Source organism: Porticoccus sp. GXU_MW_L64 (assembly GCF_052983295.1).
In genome coordinates, this window is the sequence record NZ_JBRKJK010000008.1 from 81,363 (window position 1) to 98,681 (window position 17,319).

The following is a 17,319-nucleotide window of genomic DNA, read 5'->3' on the forward strand; positions in this document are numbered from 1 at the left end:
GAAACAACAATGGGAAAGATTATCGGTATTGACCTGGGTACAACCAACTCCTGTGTGGCGGTACTGGAAGGCGACAAGGCCAAAGTGATTGAAAACGCCGAAGGCGCGCGCACCACACCGTCTGTGGTTGCCTACAACGACGAGGGCGAAGTGCTGGTGGGCCAGTCCGCCAAGCGCCAGGCAGTGACCAACCCGGACAACACCCTGTTTGCGGTAAAGCGTTTGATCGGCCGCCGCTTCGACGACGATGTGGTTCAGAAAGACATCAAAATGGTGCCTTACAAAATTGTCAAAGCCGACAACGGCGATGCCTGGGTTGAAATCAAGGGCGACAAAAAAGCCGCGCCGCAGATTTCCGCCGAAGTGCTGAAAAAAATGAAGAAAACCGCCGAGGACTATCTGGGCGAAGCGGTTACTGAAGCAGTAATTACCGTTCCCGCGTACTTCAACGACTCCCAGCGTCAGGCCACCAAAGACGCCGGCCGCATCGCCGGCCTGGATGTGAAACGCATCATCAACGAGCCCACCGCAGCGGCCCTGGCCTACGGCATGGACAAGACTCCGGGCGACCGCGTGATTGCGGTATACGACCTGGGTGGCGGTACGTTTGACGTCTCCATCATCGAGATTGCCGACGTAGACGGCGAGCACCAATTTGAAGTGCTGGCCACCAACGGTGACACCTTCCTGGGTGGTGAAGACTTCGACCTGCGCCTGATCGAATACCTGGCGGACGAGTTCAAAAAAGAAAACAGCATCGACCTGCACAACGATCCGCTGGCTCTGCAGCGCCTCAAAGAAGCCGCTGAAAAAGCCAAGATCGAGCTGTCTTCCAGCCAGCAGACTGAGGTGAACCTGCCTTACATCACTGCTGACGCCACCGGCCCCAAGCACCTGGTGGTCAAGCTGACTCGCGCCAAGCTGGAGTCTCTGGTTGAGGAACTGGTTACCCGCTCTCTGGAGCCCTGCCGCATTGCCCTGCAAGACGCTGGCAAATCCGCCTCCGAGATCGATGACGTCATCCTGGTGGGTGGCCAAACCCGTATGCCACAGGTGCAGGAAAAAGTGGCTGAATTCTTCGGCAAAGAGCCACGCAAAGACGTCAACCCGGACGAAGCGGTGGCCATGGGCGCTGCCATTCAGGGCGCGGTTTTGGCCGGTGACGTGAAAGACGTGCTGCTGCTGGACGTTACCCCACTGAGCCTGGGCATTGAAACCATGGGTGGCGTGGCCACGCCACTGATCGAGAAGAACACCACGATTCCCACCAAGAAATCGCAAATCTTCTCCACCGCCGACGACAACCAGACCGCGGTAACCATTCACGTGGTACAGGGCGAGCGCAAGCAGGCGTCTGGCAACAAATCACTGGGCCGTTTTGACCTGGCAGACATTCCGCCGGCACCGCGCGGTATGCCGCAAATTGAAGTGACTTTCGATATCGACGCCAACGGTATTTTGAACGTACACGCAGCGGACAAAGCCACCGGCAAGGAACAGTCCATCGTCATCAAAGCCAACTCCGGCTTGTCTGACGACGAAGTGGAACAAATGGTACGGGACGCGGAAGCCAATGCCGCCGACGATGCCAAGTTCGAAGAACTGGTGCAGGCGCGCAACAACGCCGATGGCCTGGCTCACGCCGCGCGCAAGACGTTGGAAGAGGCCGGTGACAAAGCCACTGACGAAGAAAAAGCCGCTATTGAAGCCGCCATTGCCGAAGTGGAAGAAGCGGTAAAAGGCGACGACAAGGAAAAAATGGACGAAGCCGCCAAAAAACTCTCCGAGGCCTCTGCTTCCCTGGCGCAGAAAATGTACGCCGAGCAAGCCCAGGCCGGGGGAGAGCAAGCGCAAGCGGCCGGCGGTGCCGAACAGCCTGCCGGTGACGATGTGGTGGATGCGGAGTTTGAAGAAGTTAAGGACGAGCAAAAATAAGGCTGAGCCTTATTTTTCGTTAGACGTTTGAAGTTGGACGTTAGACGAGGCGCGGGCTATGCCCGCGCTTGTGCGTTCTAACTTGCATGCTTTAAAACAAGGCACGAGCTGTCGTCAAACGTCGAACATCCAACGTCAAACCGATTAAACGCTGAACTAAAAATATGTCAAAACGCGATTACTACGAAGTGCTGGGTGTTGCCAAAAACGCCAGCGAAGCGGAGCTGAAAAAGGCCTACCGCCGGGTGGCGATGAAGCATCACCCGGACCGCAACCCGGACAGCAAGGAATCGGAAGAAAAGTTCAAGGAAGCCAGTGAAGCCTACGAAGTGCTGTCCAACAGCGAGAAACGTGCCGCTTACGACCAGTACGGCCACGCCGGGGTAGACAGCCAGGGTGGTTTTGGCGGTGGCGGCTTTGGTGGCGGCAACTTCAGCGATATTTTTGGCGATGTATTCGGTGATATTTTTGGCGGTGGTGGTGGCCGCAGTCGCGGCGGCCCCCGCCGTGGCGCCGACCTCAGCTACACCATGGAGCTGGACCTGGAAGAAGCGGTGAAAGGCGTTGCCAAAAAAATCCGCATTCCCACCCTGGTTTCCTGCAAAACCTGCGATGGCAGCGGCGCCAAAAAAGGCACTTCGCCAGTCACCTGTGATACCTGCAGCGGCAGCGGTCAGGTGCGTATGCAGCAAGGCTTTTTTGCCGTGCAGCAACCCTGCCCAAAATGTCGCGGTCGCGGTACGATCATCAAAGATCCCTGCACCAGTTGTCACGGTCAGGGCCGTATCGAAGAACAGAAAACCCTGTCGGTGAACATTCCCGCCGGTGTCGATAATGGCGACCGCATTCGCCTCAGCGGTGAAGGTGAAGCCGGGCCGGAAGGCGGCCCAAGCGGTGACCTTTATGTGGAAATGTCTGTACGCGAGCACGATATTTTTCATCGCGATGGCCGCAACCTGTACTGCGAAGTACCCATCAGCTTTACCGATGCAGCCCTGGGCGGCGAGCTGGAAGTCCCAACCCTGGATGGCCGGGTAAAACTGAAAGTGCCCACGGAAACCCAGACCGGAAAACTGTTTCGCGTGCGCGGCAAAGGCGTCACCCCGGTGCGTGGTGGTGGTACTGGCGACCTGTTGTGCCGGGTAGTGGTAGAGACTCCTGTGAATCTCAGCGAAGAACAAAAAGAACTGCTGCGCCAGCTTCAGGAAAGCTGCGCCGACGGCAAACACTCACCGCGTAAAACCTCCTGGTTTGATGGGGTAAAGCAGTTTTTTGGTAACTGATAGTAGTCGCACGTCTCTTGTGTCCGTCATTCTGAGCGCAGCGAAGAACCTCTCTCTCGATTCGAAATGTGAGATCCTTCGCTGCGCTCAGGATGACAGACAGCGCGCTTGGTTTCCTCGTCAAACACCCAACGTCAAACGTCCAACAAAAAAAGCCCCGCTACTGAATCAGTAACGGGGCTTTTTTGTACGCTCCGCGTCTTACAGCTCAGAAGCGGGGACGTTCTTGATTTTCTTCCAGCGCTTGTCAGCTTTCTTGATGTAGCCTGGAATGTCTTTTGACCAGTCTGCTTTGATGTTGTTGTCCAGGTTCAGGTACAACTTGCCGTCAACCACTTCCCATACAGTTGGGTCGCCGGCGAATTTTTTACCAACAGCGGCACCAAAGGCACAGAAGCCGCCGTACTGGGGCAGGTACTTGTCCGGGTTTTTGTTGAACAGGTTCAGGTTACGCTTGTTGTCGAACAGGTAGGTGACGCCGTCCACAGTTGTGCTGAAGTGGCCGTTACCCGGAATGGGCTTTTTGCCATTCTGGTAAGACACCAGGTCGTAGCCGCCAGCGCCAACGGTGTTGTAAGCCACAGAGTCTGCGGAAGCCACAGAGCCAAATACCAGTGCAGCAGCGCCCAGAGCGGCAGCCAAAAAGTTTTTCAAAGATTTCATGGTGTTTTCCTTGTCATGGTTAAAGGGAGTAGCAATTTGCTGGGGGCTAATATATGGTGGCCTCTGCTGGCTAACAATGCCTTTAAATCCATGATTTTTGTCCAATCGTCCAGAGGTTTGAGATTTATGGATACATTGACGAATGTGCTCGACACCCTGCATTTTGGCTCGGCGTTCTACTTTTCCACGGTGTATACCCCGCCATGGAGCATCGAGGTACCTACTTACAAAAATGTCGCCAGGTTCCACTATGTGACTCAGGGCAGCTGTTGGGTGCGTATTGAGGGGGTGGAAAAGCCCATGCTATTGCGGGACGGTGACATCATTATTGTGCCCCACGGTTGTACCCACATTATGAGTTCTGAGGCGGATTCAGAACCTGTGCCGCTGGACGATGTGCTGGCGGCAGCGCAGTACGATGGCGGGGGTAAATTGACGCTGGGGGAGCCCAACCCTGCGGCGGCCACCCGGCTGGTGTGTGGCCATTTTGAATTTAGCCAGGTGTACAGTCACCCGCTTATTCAAAATCTGCCGACCTATATTGTCATCAACGAGAACAACAGCAGCGAATACAGTTGGTTAAAAGACTCGCTGCGGTTTATGGAGCATGTGGCCACCGAAGGTCAGCTGGGCAGCGAGGCCATTCTCAAACGCTTGTCAGAAATTGTTTTTATCCAGTCCATCAAACACTGGAGCGCCACCCATCAAATAGACAACGGGTTTGTGGCAGCGCTGAACGACAAACAGCTGTCCAAGTCCCTCACCGCTTTTCACAGCCATTATTGCGGCGACTGGAGTATTGACCGCATGGCTCAGCAGGCGGGTATGTCCAAGTCGTTATTTTCCGACAAGTTCAAGCGTTTTTTGAATATTTCGCCCATGCAATACGTTGCCCATTGGCGCATGCAGAATGCTCAGCGGCTATTGTTGGAGTCCAGTCACAGTCTGGAGCACATCGCCAATCTGGTGGGTTACGAAACCGTGGCGTCTTTCAGCAAAGCCTTTAAGCGCATATTGGGCATCAGCCCCGGCGAGTATCGACGTTCAGAGTTGTAAACCAGAGTTGTAAACCAGAATTTACGGCTTGTTGGCTTGATTTATTTCTGCGCGCAGTGGCGGCTGGTTAGTATCTACCTTCAAACATTCGGAGATCACACCATGAAGTACCTGCTGTTTGTATTAGTCGCATGTTTTTCCAGCACGATTTTGGCCGCCGACAGCCATGTTGGGGAAAGATACGTTGGCGATAATTCTCACACCGAAGTTATTTTTAAAATAAATCACCTGGGTTTTTCCACTACCTATGGCCGCTTTACCAATGTGGACAGCGAGTTGCTGTACGACGCTGAAAACCCGGCCAACTCCAAGGTGTCTGCCATCATTTACACCGACAGCGTGGATCTTGGCCATGGCCCCAAAACTGACCATATCAAAGCGTCGGATTTTTTGAATGCAGCCCAGTTCCCCAACATCACTTTCGCCAGCACCGAGGTGAAAGCCGTAGCGGACAATCAGCTGCAAATTACCGGTGATCTGACCATATTGGGTGTCAGCAAACCGGTTACCTTGCAGGTGACCATCAATAAAATTGGCAAACATCCCATTTACCAATCTGACGCCATTGGCTTTTCGGCCACTGGTAAATTGGATCGCACCGATTGGGGCGTCAGTGCCTATGCGCCGATGGTGGGCAAAGAGGTGAGCTTTAATATCGAATTTGAGGGCACCAAAACCGGTGATAGCTACGAGAGCAAATTTGGCGGCTAAGGTTGCGAATGGCTTGCTGTTTTCCTGCTAACCTCTACACTTTGCGCATTGAATAATTGTTTGTTGGTTGGTGTGCTAATGCGAGCAGCACATACGGCAAATGAACCGCTAATACCCCCTGAAGCAGAGGTTGAACCATGGTAAGAATTGCAATAACCGGTGCCGTCGGGCGTATGGGAAAAGCACTGATTGAAGCAGTGACTGCCATGCCGGATGTAACCCTGGGTGCTGCCGTGGTTCGCCCGGACAGCAGTTTGCTGGGTGCCGATGCCGGTGAACTGGCCGGGGTTGGCAAGCTGGGGGTGGCGCTGGCGGGCGACCTTGCAACTGTGCTGGATCAATTTGATGTGCTGATTGACTTCACCACTATTGACCTTACTCTTGCCAACGCTCGCCTGTGTGCCGATGAAGGCAAGCCAATGGTGATTGGCACCACCGGTTTTAGTGATGGGCAAAAAGCCGAGCTTGCCGGTGCGTCTGCAAAAACCGGCCTGTGCATTGCGTCCAACTTCAGTACCGGTGTCAATCTCTGTTTCAAGCTGTTGCAAATGGCGGCGCAGGTGATGGGTGAGGATGCCGATATTGAAATCGTGGAAGCCCACCATCGTCACAAAGTCGATGCACCATCCGGCACCGCCCTGAGCATGGGCGAGGTGGTGGCCGATACTCTGGGTCGGGATTTAAAACAGGTGGCCGTCTACGGCCGCGAGGGGCAGACCGGTGCCCGCAGCCGCGACACCATCGGCTTTGCCACTGTGCGCGCCGGCGATATTGTGGGGGACCACACGGTGATGTTTTGTGCCGACGGTGAACGGGTGGAAATAACCCACAAAGCCCAGAGCCGCCAGGCCTTTGCCCGCGGTGCGGTAAGGGCGGCAACCTGGATGGCCAGCAAAGATAGCGGCCTGTTTGATATGCAGGATGTGTTGGGGTTGAAATGACTATTGAGGCAGGCACACTTGTGCCTCAAACGTCATCCTGAGTGCAGCGAAGGATCTCATTGGTTGCTGAATAGTACGGGATCCTTCGCTGCGCTCAGGATGACAAACAGCGGCCTGCGAGCTGTTCGGTGATATTTTCCAGTGCCTGGTGTTGGTCGAGGCCGTCGCACAATACAGTAATATCCGCGTATTTTTCATACAGCGCCTGGCGTTCGGCGAACACGTCTTCCAGGGTTTGTTCCGGGCGGCGGGCGATGCCTCGCGAGTCGTAGTTGTGAATGCGGCGGCGCAGTTCTTCAAGTGGTGTGTCCAGAAATACCACTGTTCCCTGTTCTCTCAAATGGTTCATGCCCGGGTCGCTGTATACGGCGCTGCCGCCAGTGGCGACGACCATATTGCGACAGTCGGTTTTTAGTAACACCGCTTCTTCTATGCGGCGCAGGTTCAGGTAGTCGCTGGAATCGATAATTTCCTGCAAGGTCTGCCCGGTGTGCACCTGGATGGAAACATCGGTATCGACAAAGTCAAAGCCAAGCTCCTTCGCCAGCTGAATGCCAAGGGTGCTTTTGCCCGCGCCGGGCATGCCGATCAAAATAACGCCGGGTTGATTGTTCATAGAAGCCGCCACTGCTTGTTGGGCTAATAATTATAGGTGCGTAGGGTGCATTAGCGAAGCGTAATCCACCATAAACATGCCACTGTCATCCTGAGCGCAGCGAAGGATCTCACTACTGATGCGGAGTAAGAGATCCTTCGCTGCGCTCAGGATGACGTGACGCAGTTTCCTTAATCCTTCCTCCGATAATCCCGTGGCGACATCCCCGTCCATTGTTTAAAGGCACGGGTAAAAGAGCTGGGCTCGGAAAATCCGGCAATGCGCGACACTTCTTCCACCGAGCACTGTTCCTTGACCAGTTTGCTGATGGCCAGGTCGCGGCGGATATGGTTTTTGATCTGCTGGTAACTGGTACCGTCGGCAATCAGGCGTCGGTGCAAGGTCTGCGGGCTGATTTTCAGCATTTGCGCCAGCACTTCTATCTTCGGGAATTGCAGTGCGTCCAGTGAATCTTTGACGATCATGCGGTGAATCTGCGCCGACAGGCTGTGGTCTTCACCGGGAATGGTCATCAGGTCGGCGGGGGAGTTGGTGAGGAACTGCTCCAATTCCAGCGGCGAACGAATCAGTGGCTTATCCAGGTAGCTGCGCTGAAACACCAGTTTGCAGCTGGGGCGGCAAAAATGCAGCTGGCAGGGGAACAGATGGCGCAACTCTGTTTCGTATTCGGGGGCGGGATAATCCAGCTCCACCTCGCTGAGATGAATGCTTTCACCGATGTACCAGCTGGGAAAGCGGTGCCAGATTACCAACCAGAATTCCCGGTAAAACTGCTGTGCGTCCAGCTCCCGGTGAGTAAAGTCGATATTCACCTCTGCCAACTCGCCCCGGTAACTCAGTTCCATGGCAATGCCGTCTGTGAACAGGTTGTAAAAGTGAATGCCCTGTTTCAATAGCCCTTCCAGATTGCTGCAATGGCTGACGGTTTCAGCCATCAGTGCGAATACGCCATTTTTGCAGGGGGGCTGCACAAAGCCCATAAACTCGTCCCCCATTCGCTGCCAGATCAATTGCACCAGGCGAGTCATCTGGTCGGCGTGCACTCTGGCGTCCGGCTCTCGAACAAGTGCCGGTTGTATATCTGCTTCCAGCAGTAATTCTTCCGGCACCAGGCCGTGCCTCTGTGCCCCTTGCAACGCGGCGTTGACGTAGTGGATACCAATTGTGGCCATTGAATTGTTATTCCTGGTGGCGAAAAATAATCGAAATTTCGTTATTTATTGCTGCTTTCGTCGGTAAATATAATATTTGTGGTAAAAAATGACAATTTTTCATTTCTGTTTTGCCATTCCGTAAGATGGGATTGGCCGGGATACTACAGTGCGTTGAGATGACTTGAGGAAAGCTCGGTGGATTTTGCCCTGACTGATGAGCAGCAGATGATTCGCGATATGGCGCGCCAGTTTGCTGACAATGAGCTGGCGCCAGTCGCCGCTCGTTTGGATGAAAGCGGCGACTGCGAGTTGTTTTTAAACGGCCTCAAGCAGCTTTCGGAATTGGGTTTTATGGGCTTGAATATCCGCCCGGAATACGGCGGTGTGGACGCCGGTGCGGTGGCGTTCAGTGTTGCCGTTACCGAGTTGGCCAGGGGGTGCGCCTCCACCGCTGTTACAGTATCCGTTACCAATATGGTGGCGGAGGTGATTCAAACCATAGGCAATGAGGCACAAAAGCAACATTACCTGCCCAAGCTGTGCAGCGGTGAATACCGTGCCGGGGCTTTTTGTCTGACAGAATCCGGCGCGGGTTCAGACCCTGCCGGCATGCGCACCCGCGCGGTGCGCGATGGCGATGACTGGGTGCTTAACGGCAGCAAAATTTACATCACCAGTGCCGAGTACGCCGGGGTGTTTGTGGTGTGGGCAGTGACCGACAACAACGCACCCAAGGGCAAGGGCATTTCCTGTTTTCTGGTGGAACAGGGGGCGCCGGGGCTGAAAATTGGCCGCGCCGAAGAAAAAATGGGCCAGAAAGCATCGGTCACCAATGAGGTGCAGTTTGAAGATTGCCGTATTCCGGCTTCTGCATTGATGGGCGCGGAAAATGATGGATTCCGCATTGCTGTGGCTGAACTGGCCGGTGGTCGTATCGGCATTGGCTCCCTGGCGTTGGGGGTGGGGCAGGCGGCTCTGGACTACGCCCGTCAGCACTTGTTGCAGCGCCACCAGTTTGGTCAGGCGCTGTCGAACTTTCAGGGTTTGCAGTGGATGCTGGCAGACCGTTACACCGAACTGGAGGCGGCGCGCCTGTTGCTGATGCAGGCGGCGGAATTCAAACAGCGGGGGCTGCCATTTTCCAAACAGGCGTCCATGGCCAAACTGTTCGCCAGCGAAAAGGGCAACGACGCCTGTTACACCGCGTTGCAAATGCTGGGTGGTGGCGGTTACGTAAAGGAATACCCACTGGAGCGCATGGCTCGGGATAACCGTATCACCACCATTTACGAGGGCACCAGTGAAATTCAACGCCTGGTGATTGCCCGTGAACTGATAAAAGAAGCCAGAGAGATAAGTTAGTGCAAAACTGCGTAGGGTGGATTAGCGTAGCGTAATCCACCGCAAGCTACCCTGCAAAAAGCCGCAAAATCACATTGAAAATTACACTTACGAATTGAACCTGGGGAGTCGAGTTAATGGATATTAAAGACAAAGTTGCCATTGTTACCGGTGGAGCCTCGGGCCTGGGCAGAGCCACGGCAGAAGTGCTGGCACGGCAAGGTGCCAAGGTTGCCATTTTTGACCTGAACGATTCACAGGGCCAACAGGCAGTGGCAGAACTTGGTGCCGACAAGGTCGCTTTTTTTGCGGTGGATGTCACCAGTGAAACCTCGGTGCAGCAGGCGGTGGATCAAGTGGTATCCCGTTTTGGCGCGCTGCATTTGTGCGTTAACTGCGCTGGTATTTGCCCGGCGGCACGCACGCTCAATCGCGATGGCGAGCCCATGCCACTCTCCGGCTTTTCAACGGCCATCAATATCAACCTGGTGGGCAGCTTTAATGTGGCACGGGTGGCCGCCGCAGCCATGGCGAAAAATGAACCCGTTGGAGAAGCTGGCGAACGCGGTGTGATTATCAACACCGCTTCCGTGGCCGCCTACGAAGGCCAAATCGGTCAAACCGCCTACGCCGCCAGCAAGGGCGGCATCGTCGGCCTTACACTGCCTCTGGCCCGCGACCTGGCACCCCAGGGTATTCGGGCAATGGCAATCGCCCCCGGCATTATGGGCACGCCCATGATCAAAGCCATGCCGGAAAATGTGCAGACTTCTTTAGTAGCCAATATCCAATTCCCCAAGCGCCTGGGGCTACCCGCAGAAGATTTTGCCGGGTTGGTGGTGCATATTGCTGAAAATGCCTATTTGAACGGTGAGACCATTCGGCTGGATGGCGGGATTCGCATGGGGCCGAAATGACGGCTTTCGCAGTCAATAGCTGTGCTTAGAATGGTAAGGTTTGTTCACACCCCTGACAGTGCGATTGATTTACAGGTTAATTTTGCCGGGCACTGCTCCATTGAGCTCGATAAAATGTAACTATTCAGCGCCTTTTGAAGTCACAATGACGCGGGTGCTATTGGTGGGGTTGTGTCGCGAGACGTAAACCTGGTGTGATTTGCTGTGACCCGCTGCAAGTACTTCCATGTAAGCTCGAGGCCAGCATCCCTGCTGGCCACGGTCACAGCAAATCACCCCAGATTCACGTTTTCAAGCTTTTCAGAACGTACTGAATAGTTACGAAAAAATTAAATTAGAGAACTACTCATCAATCAAGCCATGCCTGATAGCTATTAGACGGTCTTTAAATATCTATAGCATTCTATCCTGTAAACGAACGCCTTTTCGTGAGATTGGGCCTTCAAGTTATGTGTACCCAAATTACAGGAAATATTATGTACAAGGCTTTTATGATTTTAGCTGTGTGGCTGGTAATGGCTGGTCAAAGTGTTGTGGCGGATGAGCAAAATAGTGAAATCAAGCTCCTTTCATATAATATTTTGGTGGACACGCAAGGTGATAGTTGGCACAAAAGAAAAGAGGGTGCATTGAACACGCTTACCTCTGGTGGATACGACATAATCGCCATTCAGGAAGCGTCTGAAATGATGATTTCCGATTATCAAAAAGCACTTGATTCATATCACTATGTAGTGGGTGAGCGAAGCGATGGTCATCGCGGTGATCAAAAATGGTATGAGTATCTGCCAATCTTCTTCCATGCTGATAGATTTGAACGTATATCTTCTGGTTCTTTTTGGATAGGGGAAGAACCCTATAAGCCAGGTGATACACTAATAGACAGCAAGTGGCATGGCCGGGTGTTTACATGGATTCTTCTCAAGCGCAAAAGTGATGGAATGCGTGTAGCGGTGGGCAATGTACATATGCATGGGAAACAGTCAGACAGGGCCGTTGAGCTGGTATCCAAAAAACTTGGCGACTATGTCGGAGAAGATGTTCCTGTAATTTTGGCGGGGGACTTCAATTTTGAGCCGGACAAGAAGGCATACAAAAAGCTCACTGGCGAAAAAGGTCTGGGATTCTTGGATGCTCGTGAGGTCGCAGACAAAGTGGAAGGACAAGAGCATACACTGATCGGCTTTGGGGAATTGGTCTCCACTGGAAAAGATTCTTCTGTAGAGGGGTTTAACCCTCGTCGCATTGATTATGTTTTTGTTCCTGACTATGTCACGGTAAGTACCTACAAGCTGATCAAGTCGCCTATAGGGAAGTCCAGATTTTATCCTTCAGATCACTTTCCTCTTGAGGTTCATCTCTCTGTGCCGGAAAATATGAAGTGAGACAGATGTAGAGGTTAGCAAACAGGCCCTGCCATGAGCATCAATTTTTATCAGATTCGATCATTTTGGGCAGTTGCCAATAATATGGGCTTTATTGCCGGTGCAGATGCTCTGAATATTTCGCAGCCTACACTGACACGCCAAATTAAAGAACTGGAAGAAGGCTATGGAATAAGACTTATTGAGCGGCATGCGGGAAGAAAAATCACCTTGACAAGAGAAGGTGAAGAGTTTTTTAAAATTGCCACTGAAGTGATGGATTCTTTAGAGCATGCTGAACGGTACCTGAAACGTTACAGTCGCACAGAAATTTCTGTGTCAGCGGTAATGACGGATGTACTGCCCGCATTTCTGGGAGCTGTCAACTCGGTCAGTGATTCCCTCAATACCAATATTTCCATGGGAACAAGCTCGGAAGTTCTCGATAAACTGCTGGCACGCAAGTGTGACTTTGGTATCCTGACCCTATCTGCGGATCACCCGGATCTGGATGCTATTGAAGTTGGTCGCTATCCTATTCTCGCCTTGTTTCACGATGAGCACCCTCTGGCTGGTAAAGACGAAATTTCGATATTTGATTTGGTTGATGAAGATATTATTATCGGCACCAAAGGCGGTCAGACCAGGCAGCAATTCGATATTTCAGCCATGGAGTGTGGTGTTGAATTTAATATCGCTCAGGAAGTAAATTCCCTGGAAATGATCGGTCAGTTCGTCCGAATTGGTCTTGGTGTAGGCATTATTGGCTACAATGGAATTACTGAAAAAAATATGGAGCATGTTTCACTGGTGAAAGAGTGCAAGGATGTTCTGCCAGTGCATCTGGCATGCAGGAAAGAAGACCGTACAGTGAGATTGATTGATGTTCTTTTTCGATACGCAGATTCACACCTTTCTGACCGAACTCCACCGTTTAAAATGTCAAAACTTTGAGTAAACAACAAGAGCTTAGTAGTGCTCGCCAGGTTGGATATGGCTCAGGCTGCCTTGGAAAAAGCCTTATCTGGCAGTCTATGGATTTGCTGCTCTTTTTCTTTCTGACAGAATACGCCGAAATTTCACCTTTACAGGCGGGGGTAATCATACTGGTTTCTTTAATAGCCAGTGGCATTGCAGACCCGGTAATGGGAATCTTGACCGATTATTTAAAGGTCCGCTTTAATATTTATTCAGAATTAATGCTTGTTGGAGCGCCGATAACCGGGCTTCTGTTTGCGCATGTCTTTCTCTCGCCATATCTTTATGACGACCATCTGACATTTATAATAATGATCAATTGCATTTTCTTGCGTGTTATATTTTCGGCAATTGATGTTCCGCATAATGCGATGTTCTATAGCCTTTCCAGTAGTGAAAATGTGCGGGTTAATATTGCGGGATATCGAACATTTTTTGGCTCTTTGGGCGGCGTATCTGCTTCTGTGCTCATAGCGCTGGTAGTATTTGAAGATATATTCAATGTGGAAGAATCCCGATTTCTGTTATTTGGTGCTATTGCATTTTTTATTTGCTGTTTTTCGATCTTTGTCTGTTTCCGAGCTGTGCGAAGTTGCTATACAACGACTCGTGAGAGTATCAGTAAGGGAGGGGTAAAAAATCTCATAGTAACAATTTGCAATTACAGGCCACTTCTTGTGGTTTTTGCGTGGACAATTGTGGGCCATGTTTTTGTCACAGCTTTTGTCAAGGGGCTGCCCTATTACGCCAAGTATGTGCTTGGTGACGAACAAAAGGCAGGATCCTTGCAGATGTCTTACGCTGTAGCAGCCGCTATTTCAGCATTTTTGTGGGTTCGAATTGCGAAGAAATACAGTGTGGAAAAGCTGTCTTTAAACATAAACGTTCTGATTGCGAGTGTATTTTTAGGCGCCATGATTGCCATCTTTGCTCATCCGAGATTGATATTCTTTTTGGCGCCTGTGGCGGGCGTGTGCATTTGCGGATTATTTATGATGATTTGGACGAATGTGCCTATCGTTCTTTCCGGAATGGATGTGTCCGAAGGCTCACAAAAATATGAAGGAACTGTCTTCGGGGTATTTACCGCAGTCAATAAAATGTCCATCGGTATCGGCGCTATTATATTTGGCTACTTGTTGCAGCCGGATGCATCTCCTTTAATAAATCTTATCAACCTGAGATACGACTACACGGTGATTTCGGTGATACTGGGTATGCCTGTTCTGGGTGGAGCTTTGGCTTCTATCTTGTTGATAAAATTCAAAAAAACTCATATGCAAAAATAGTTTCTGTTTCTGCTCGCCCTGTGAGCAATGCTGTATCTATTCCTGGTTACACAGATATTTCATGTTTGCAAATTTTCGATTGAGTCATGCCTGATTGCTATTAGAACTCTGTTTGCTGCGGCAGTAGCATCAAATGACTTTCCGTAAGTTAGCGATATGCGCCATCGGAAGGGGGGAGTATCTATATGCTCAAGGTTAATGACCGACTGGCCTATCGATACTGATTCTTTGCAACAGAAAACAAGACTTACCATTAATCGGAGAGGAACATGAACAAAATGTACTCATGTTTGGGTAGCAAAACAAAATACTGTCGGCGGTTGGCTCTATCAGCATCCATCGCTGCCATTGTTGCCAGCAATAGTGTTATGGCTGAAGACGAGAGTGAAAGTAAAAGCGAAAATGACATTAGCGAAGAAGTGGTTGTAAAAGGATTTCGGGGAAGTTTACAGGCATCACGCAATATCAAACGAAACGCTTCGGGTATTGTCGACGCAATTGTTGCGACAGACATTGGTAAATTCCCCGACAGCAATCTGGGCGAAGCCTTGCAAAGGCTGCCTGGTATTACCTTGGAAAGAAATAACGAGCAGGAAGGCGCGGCCTATTCTGTTCGTGGGCTAGGGCCAGACTTTACCAAAACCATTGTTAATGGTATGTCCACAACGTCTACGGGTATTGTGACTGGTGTTGGCGGCGGTGGCACTGGTGCCCGTGGTCTGGATGTTCAGTTGTTTTCGGCGGACTTATTTCAGGCCGCAAAAGTTTACAAGACTTACTCTTCCGATCTGATTGAGGGTGGGCTGGCAGGTACGGTTGCTCTGGAGACGGCCAAGCCGCTGGAGCTCAGAGAGAAAACCGTCACTACAACCATTAAGGGCATTGACAACAGCCGTTCCGAAGAAACTGATCTCAATGCCTCCGTTTTGTTGAGCGATCAGTTCTTTGATGGAAAACTGGGTATTCTGCTGGCCGGTTCTTACAGTGAGCGCACCTCCAGAACCGATGAGGTCAATAATTCCCGTGGCAACCTGTTGTCACGATTCCCAAGTATTTCTGAAGATGACCCAAGGGCCAATGTGCTTGTGCCTCAACTACCGAGAAACCTGATATTTTCCCAGCAAAATGAACGTACGGGTTTTGGTGCAGTTGTTCAGTTTCATCCCTCGGAAGATCTGAAGATTGATACCAACTATCTGTATGCGGAGCTGGATCGTGATTTCCAGCGCCACAGTATAGGTGCCTGGCTACGTGGTAACTTTTTATCGGATGATGCTCAAGATGTGGTGGATCCGGTGATCAGCGATGGAGCGTTGGTGTCTGGTACCTTTAACAATACCGTTGTCTGGACGGATGATACCCGTCTTGATCGCGATATTGATTTTCAACACTTGACTACCAATGTGGAGTGGAATTTAAACGACAGTTGGGTCTTTTCGGGATTGGCCGGTTACAGTAATTCTGGTGTTACCACGCCAATCAATGGCAGTCCGTTTGCGGCCAGAGTTGCCAATGTTTTTGTCAGCCTGGAAAACGATAACCTGCCATTTTTTATCGCTCGCGATCCGGTAACCAATGACGTTATTGACTTCACTGATCCCACCGATTTTGTTTTTCAGCGCCAGCGCAATCAATCCAGTCAATCGGACGACAGTCTGTTTACTGTCAAGTTTGACTTTGAGCACCGGTTTGAAAACGGTGGATTTAAATTCGGTGCTTCGTTCGAGGACAAAGAACTGGAATTTCGGCGCTTTCAGGACCAGTTCAACCTGGCCGATTTTGAGGCAGCGGGTATTGATACCAGTATTGACGATGTGATTGTGACACTTTCTGAAAGTGTTCCCGGTGGTGTTTTCCTTGAAGGTGAGAGCTTGCCCGATGGGTTTTTCTCAAGAGACCACTTCGTACTGGATTTCGATCGTGTCAATGAAGAATTTGAACGGGTCAATCCGAACCCCGGTGCTTTCCCGACTCTGTTGACGTCAAACTCTTATGACGTTGGGGAAGAAGTTCTGGGATTGTTCGTTAAAGCGGATATTGATGTAGAAGTAGGCGGCCTGCCATTCCGTGCCGACTTTGGGTTGAGGTATGTCGATACCAATCAGTCCTCCACATCAGAAGAAGGTGGCTTGCAGATAACCCGTGAACGCAGTTACAAAGATTGGCTGCCGGCTATTAACGCCCGGCTGGATATTTCTGAAGAGCTGATTGCGCGGGCCTCCTTCGCCCGGGTGCTGAACCGGCCGACCATTGCTCTTTTGCCTTCCAGCCTGCAAGTGGGTCGAGATGGCGTATCAGCAAGTGGCGGTAACCCTGACCTTGATCCGTTCCGTGCCGATCGCTTTGACGCTGGAGTTGAATGGTATTTTGACGGTGGTTTGGTTGCAGTAACGGGCTTTGTGTATAACGTTCAGTCTTTTATCCAGTCAGTTACCGAGGAAGAATTTATTCCTGAGCTGGTGGGGGCAGCAGGGGTTGCTGGTGAGGGGGATGGGATTTTCGACGTCACCCGGCCCAGAAACGGCGAGGGAGCGAGAGTACAAGGTCTGGAATTTGTCCTTGACTTGCCTTTCGATAATTTTGTGCCTATCCCCGGCTTTGGTACGGTGTTCAATTACACCACACTCAGCTCGCAGGCAGATAACCTGACCGGTTCGGGCTTTAACGCTCCCCTGCCAGGATTCTCCGATGAAACCATCAACGGCGTTTTGTATTATGAGTACGGCTCTCTCAGTGCCCGGATTGCCTATACTCGACGCAGTGAGTACGTAAATGAAATCGCCAATGGCGGGGCAGCATTTATGGACCCGTACAAGCAGATCGATTTTGCGGCCCGTTATGACATCAATGATACGCTGCAGGTAACCTTTGATGTGCTTAACCTGACTGAAGAAAACCGTACCGGTACTTTCCGTTTCGGCCCTGACGCGGTTGAAATTGACAACGGCAATCAGTTCTTTGAACGTCGAGTCGCTGTTGGTTTAAGAGCAAGTTTCTAACGTTGAAACAGCCTAAAAAATCGGTCGCCTGTTTGGGTGGCCGATTTTTTTGTGCAGTATCTATAAGGTCCA

Annotated in this window: 14 protein-coding genes; 11 read left to right on the plus strand and 3 right to left on the minus strand. The window is 51.3% G+C overall.

Annotated elements, in window-relative coordinates:
• Positions 1-9: 9 nt before the first annotated feature.
• Positions 10-1,935 carry a molecular chaperone DnaK gene (gene dnaK, locus ACVBEJ_RS08055; RefSeq protein WP_447129108.1) on the plus strand — a complete coding sequence of 642 codons (1,926 nt, stop codon included), beginning with the start codon at positions 10-12 and terminating at the stop codon, positions 1,933-1,935.
• Positions 1,936-2,099: 164 nt separating this feature from the next.
• Complete coding sequence (dnaJ, locus tag ACVBEJ_RS08060) at positions 2,100-3,218, plus strand: molecular chaperone DnaJ (protein ID WP_447129109.1); 1,119 nt, start codon at positions 2,100-2,102, stop codon at positions 3,216-3,218.
• 201 nt (positions 3,219-3,419) lie between these two features.
• Here dnaJ and ACVBEJ_RS08065 read toward each other — a convergent pair whose 3' ends face one another.
• A complete protein-coding gene (locus tag ACVBEJ_RS08065; protein WP_447129110.1) occupies positions 3,420-3,881 on the minus strand; it encodes a YHS domain-containing (seleno)protein in 462 nt (153 codons plus the stop codon).
• A 126-nt stretch (positions 3,882-4,007) separates the two neighbouring features.
• On the opposite strand from ACVBEJ_RS08065, the gene ACVBEJ_RS08070 reads away from it, so the two are divergent.
• From ACVBEJ_RS08070 to dapB, 3 genes are all read left to right on the plus strand, one after another.
• A complete protein-coding gene (locus ACVBEJ_RS08070) occupies positions 4,008-4,937 on the plus strand; it encodes an AraC family transcriptional regulator (protein ID WP_447129111.1) in 930 nt (309 codons plus the stop codon).
• Between the two features lie 102 nt (positions 4,938-5,039).
• A complete protein-coding gene (locus ACVBEJ_RS08075) occupies positions 5,040-5,648 on the plus strand; it encodes a YceI family protein (protein WP_447129112.1) in 609 nt (202 codons plus the stop codon).
• 137 nt (positions 5,649-5,785) lie between these two features.
• A complete protein-coding gene (gene dapB, locus ACVBEJ_RS08080; RefSeq protein WP_447129113.1) occupies positions 5,786-6,589 on the plus strand; it encodes a 4-hydroxy-tetrahydrodipicolinate reductase in 804 nt (267 codons plus the stop codon).
• A 94-nt stretch (positions 6,590-6,683) separates the two neighbouring features.
• Here the strand turns inward: dapB and ACVBEJ_RS08085 are convergent, their stop codons facing one another.
• The gene (locus ACVBEJ_RS08085; RefSeq protein WP_447129114.1) at positions 6,684-7,205 is read right to left on the minus strand and encodes a shikimate kinase; all 522 of its coding nucleotides are present in this window, start codon (positions 7,203-7,205) and stop codon (positions 6,684-6,686) included.
• A 170-nt stretch (positions 7,206-7,375) separates the two neighbouring features.
• Complete coding sequence (locus ACVBEJ_RS08090; protein ID WP_447129115.1) at positions 7,376-8,377, minus strand: AraC family transcriptional regulator; 1,002 nt, start codon at positions 8,375-8,377, stop codon at positions 7,376-7,378.
• 177 nt (positions 8,378-8,554) lie between these two features.
• On the opposite strand from ACVBEJ_RS08090, the gene ACVBEJ_RS08095 reads away from it, so the two are divergent.
• From ACVBEJ_RS08095 to ACVBEJ_RS08120, 6 genes are all read left to right on the plus strand, one after another.
• On the plus strand, positions 8,555-9,721 hold the full coding sequence (locus ACVBEJ_RS08095) for an acyl-CoA dehydrogenase family protein (RefSeq protein ID WP_447129116.1): 1,167 nt from the start codon (positions 8,555-8,557) through the stop codon (positions 9,719-9,721).
• 116 nt (positions 9,722-9,837) lie between these two features.
• Positions 9,838-10,617 (plus strand): SDR family NAD(P)-dependent oxidoreductase, encoded by a 780-nt coding sequence (locus ACVBEJ_RS08100; RefSeq protein WP_447129117.1) that lies wholly within the window; start codon positions 9,838-9,840, stop codon positions 10,615-10,617.
• Positions 10,618-11,093: 476 nt separating this feature from the next.
• Positions 11,094-12,002: an endonuclease/exonuclease/phosphatase family protein gene (locus tag ACVBEJ_RS08105; RefSeq protein WP_447129118.1), complete on the plus strand. Its 909-nt coding sequence runs from the start codon at positions 11,094-11,096 to the stop codon at positions 12,000-12,002.
• Between the two features lie 33 nt (positions 12,003-12,035).
• Positions 12,036-12,935, plus strand: coding sequence for a LysR substrate-binding domain-containing protein (locus tag ACVBEJ_RS08110; RefSeq protein ID WP_447129119.1), 900 nt, complete (start codon positions 12,036-12,038; stop codon positions 12,933-12,935).
• The gene (locus tag ACVBEJ_RS08115; RefSeq protein ID WP_447129120.1) at positions 12,932-14,248 is read left to right on the plus strand and encodes an MFS transporter; all 1,317 of its coding nucleotides are present in this window, start codon (positions 12,932-12,934) and stop codon (positions 14,246-14,248) included. Before ACVBEJ_RS08110 ends, ACVBEJ_RS08115 begins: the two co-directional genes overlap by 4 nt.
• A 269-nt stretch (positions 14,249-14,517) precedes the next feature.
• The gene (locus tag ACVBEJ_RS08120; RefSeq protein ID WP_447129121.1) at positions 14,518-17,247 is read left to right on the plus strand and encodes a TonB-dependent receptor; all 2,730 of its coding nucleotides are present in this window, start codon (positions 14,518-14,520) and stop codon (positions 17,245-17,247) included.
• Positions 17,248-17,319: the final 72 nt, after the last annotated feature.

Coding starts and splice junctions, on each gene's coding strand:
- dnaK (WP_447129108.1), top strand. CDS start 10: ATGGGAAAGATTATCGGTATTGACCTGGGTACAACCAACTCCTGTGTG.
- dnaJ (WP_447129109.1), top strand. CDS start 2,100: ATGTCAAAACGCGATTACTACGAAGTGCTGGGTGTTGCCAAAAACGCC.
- ACVBEJ_RS08065 (WP_447129110.1), bottom strand. CDS start 3,881: ATGAAATCTTTGAAAAACTTTTTGGCTGCCGCTCTGGGCGCTGCTGCA.
- ACVBEJ_RS08070 (WP_447129111.1), top strand. CDS start 4,008: ATGGATACATTGACGAATGTGCTCGACACCCTGCATTTTGGCTCGGCG.
- ACVBEJ_RS08075 (WP_447129112.1), top strand. CDS start 5,040: ATGAAGTACCTGCTGTTTGTATTAGTCGCATGTTTTTCCAGCACGATT.
- dapB (WP_447129113.1), top strand. CDS start 5,786: ATGGTAAGAATTGCAATAACCGGTGCCGTCGGGCGTATGGGAAAAGCA.
- ACVBEJ_RS08085 (WP_447129114.1), bottom strand. CDS start 7,205: ATGAACAATCAACCCGGCGTTATTTTGATCGGCATGCCCGGCGCGGGC.
- ACVBEJ_RS08090 (WP_447129115.1), bottom strand. CDS start 8,377: ATGGCCACAATTGGTATCCACTACGTCAACGCCGCGTTGCAAGGGGCA.
- ACVBEJ_RS08100 (WP_447129117.1), top strand. CDS start 9,838: ATGGATATTAAAGACAAAGTTGCCATTGTTACCGGTGGAGCCTCGGGC.
- ACVBEJ_RS08105 (WP_447129118.1), top strand. CDS start 11,094: ATGTACAAGGCTTTTATGATTTTAGCTGTGTGGCTGGTAATGGCTGGT.
- ACVBEJ_RS08110 (WP_447129119.1), top strand. CDS start 12,036: ATGAGCATCAATTTTTATCAGATTCGATCATTTTGGGCAGTTGCCAAT.
- ACVBEJ_RS08120 (WP_447129121.1), top strand. CDS start 14,518: ATGAACAAAATGTACTCATGTTTGGGTAGCAAAACAAAATACTGTCGG.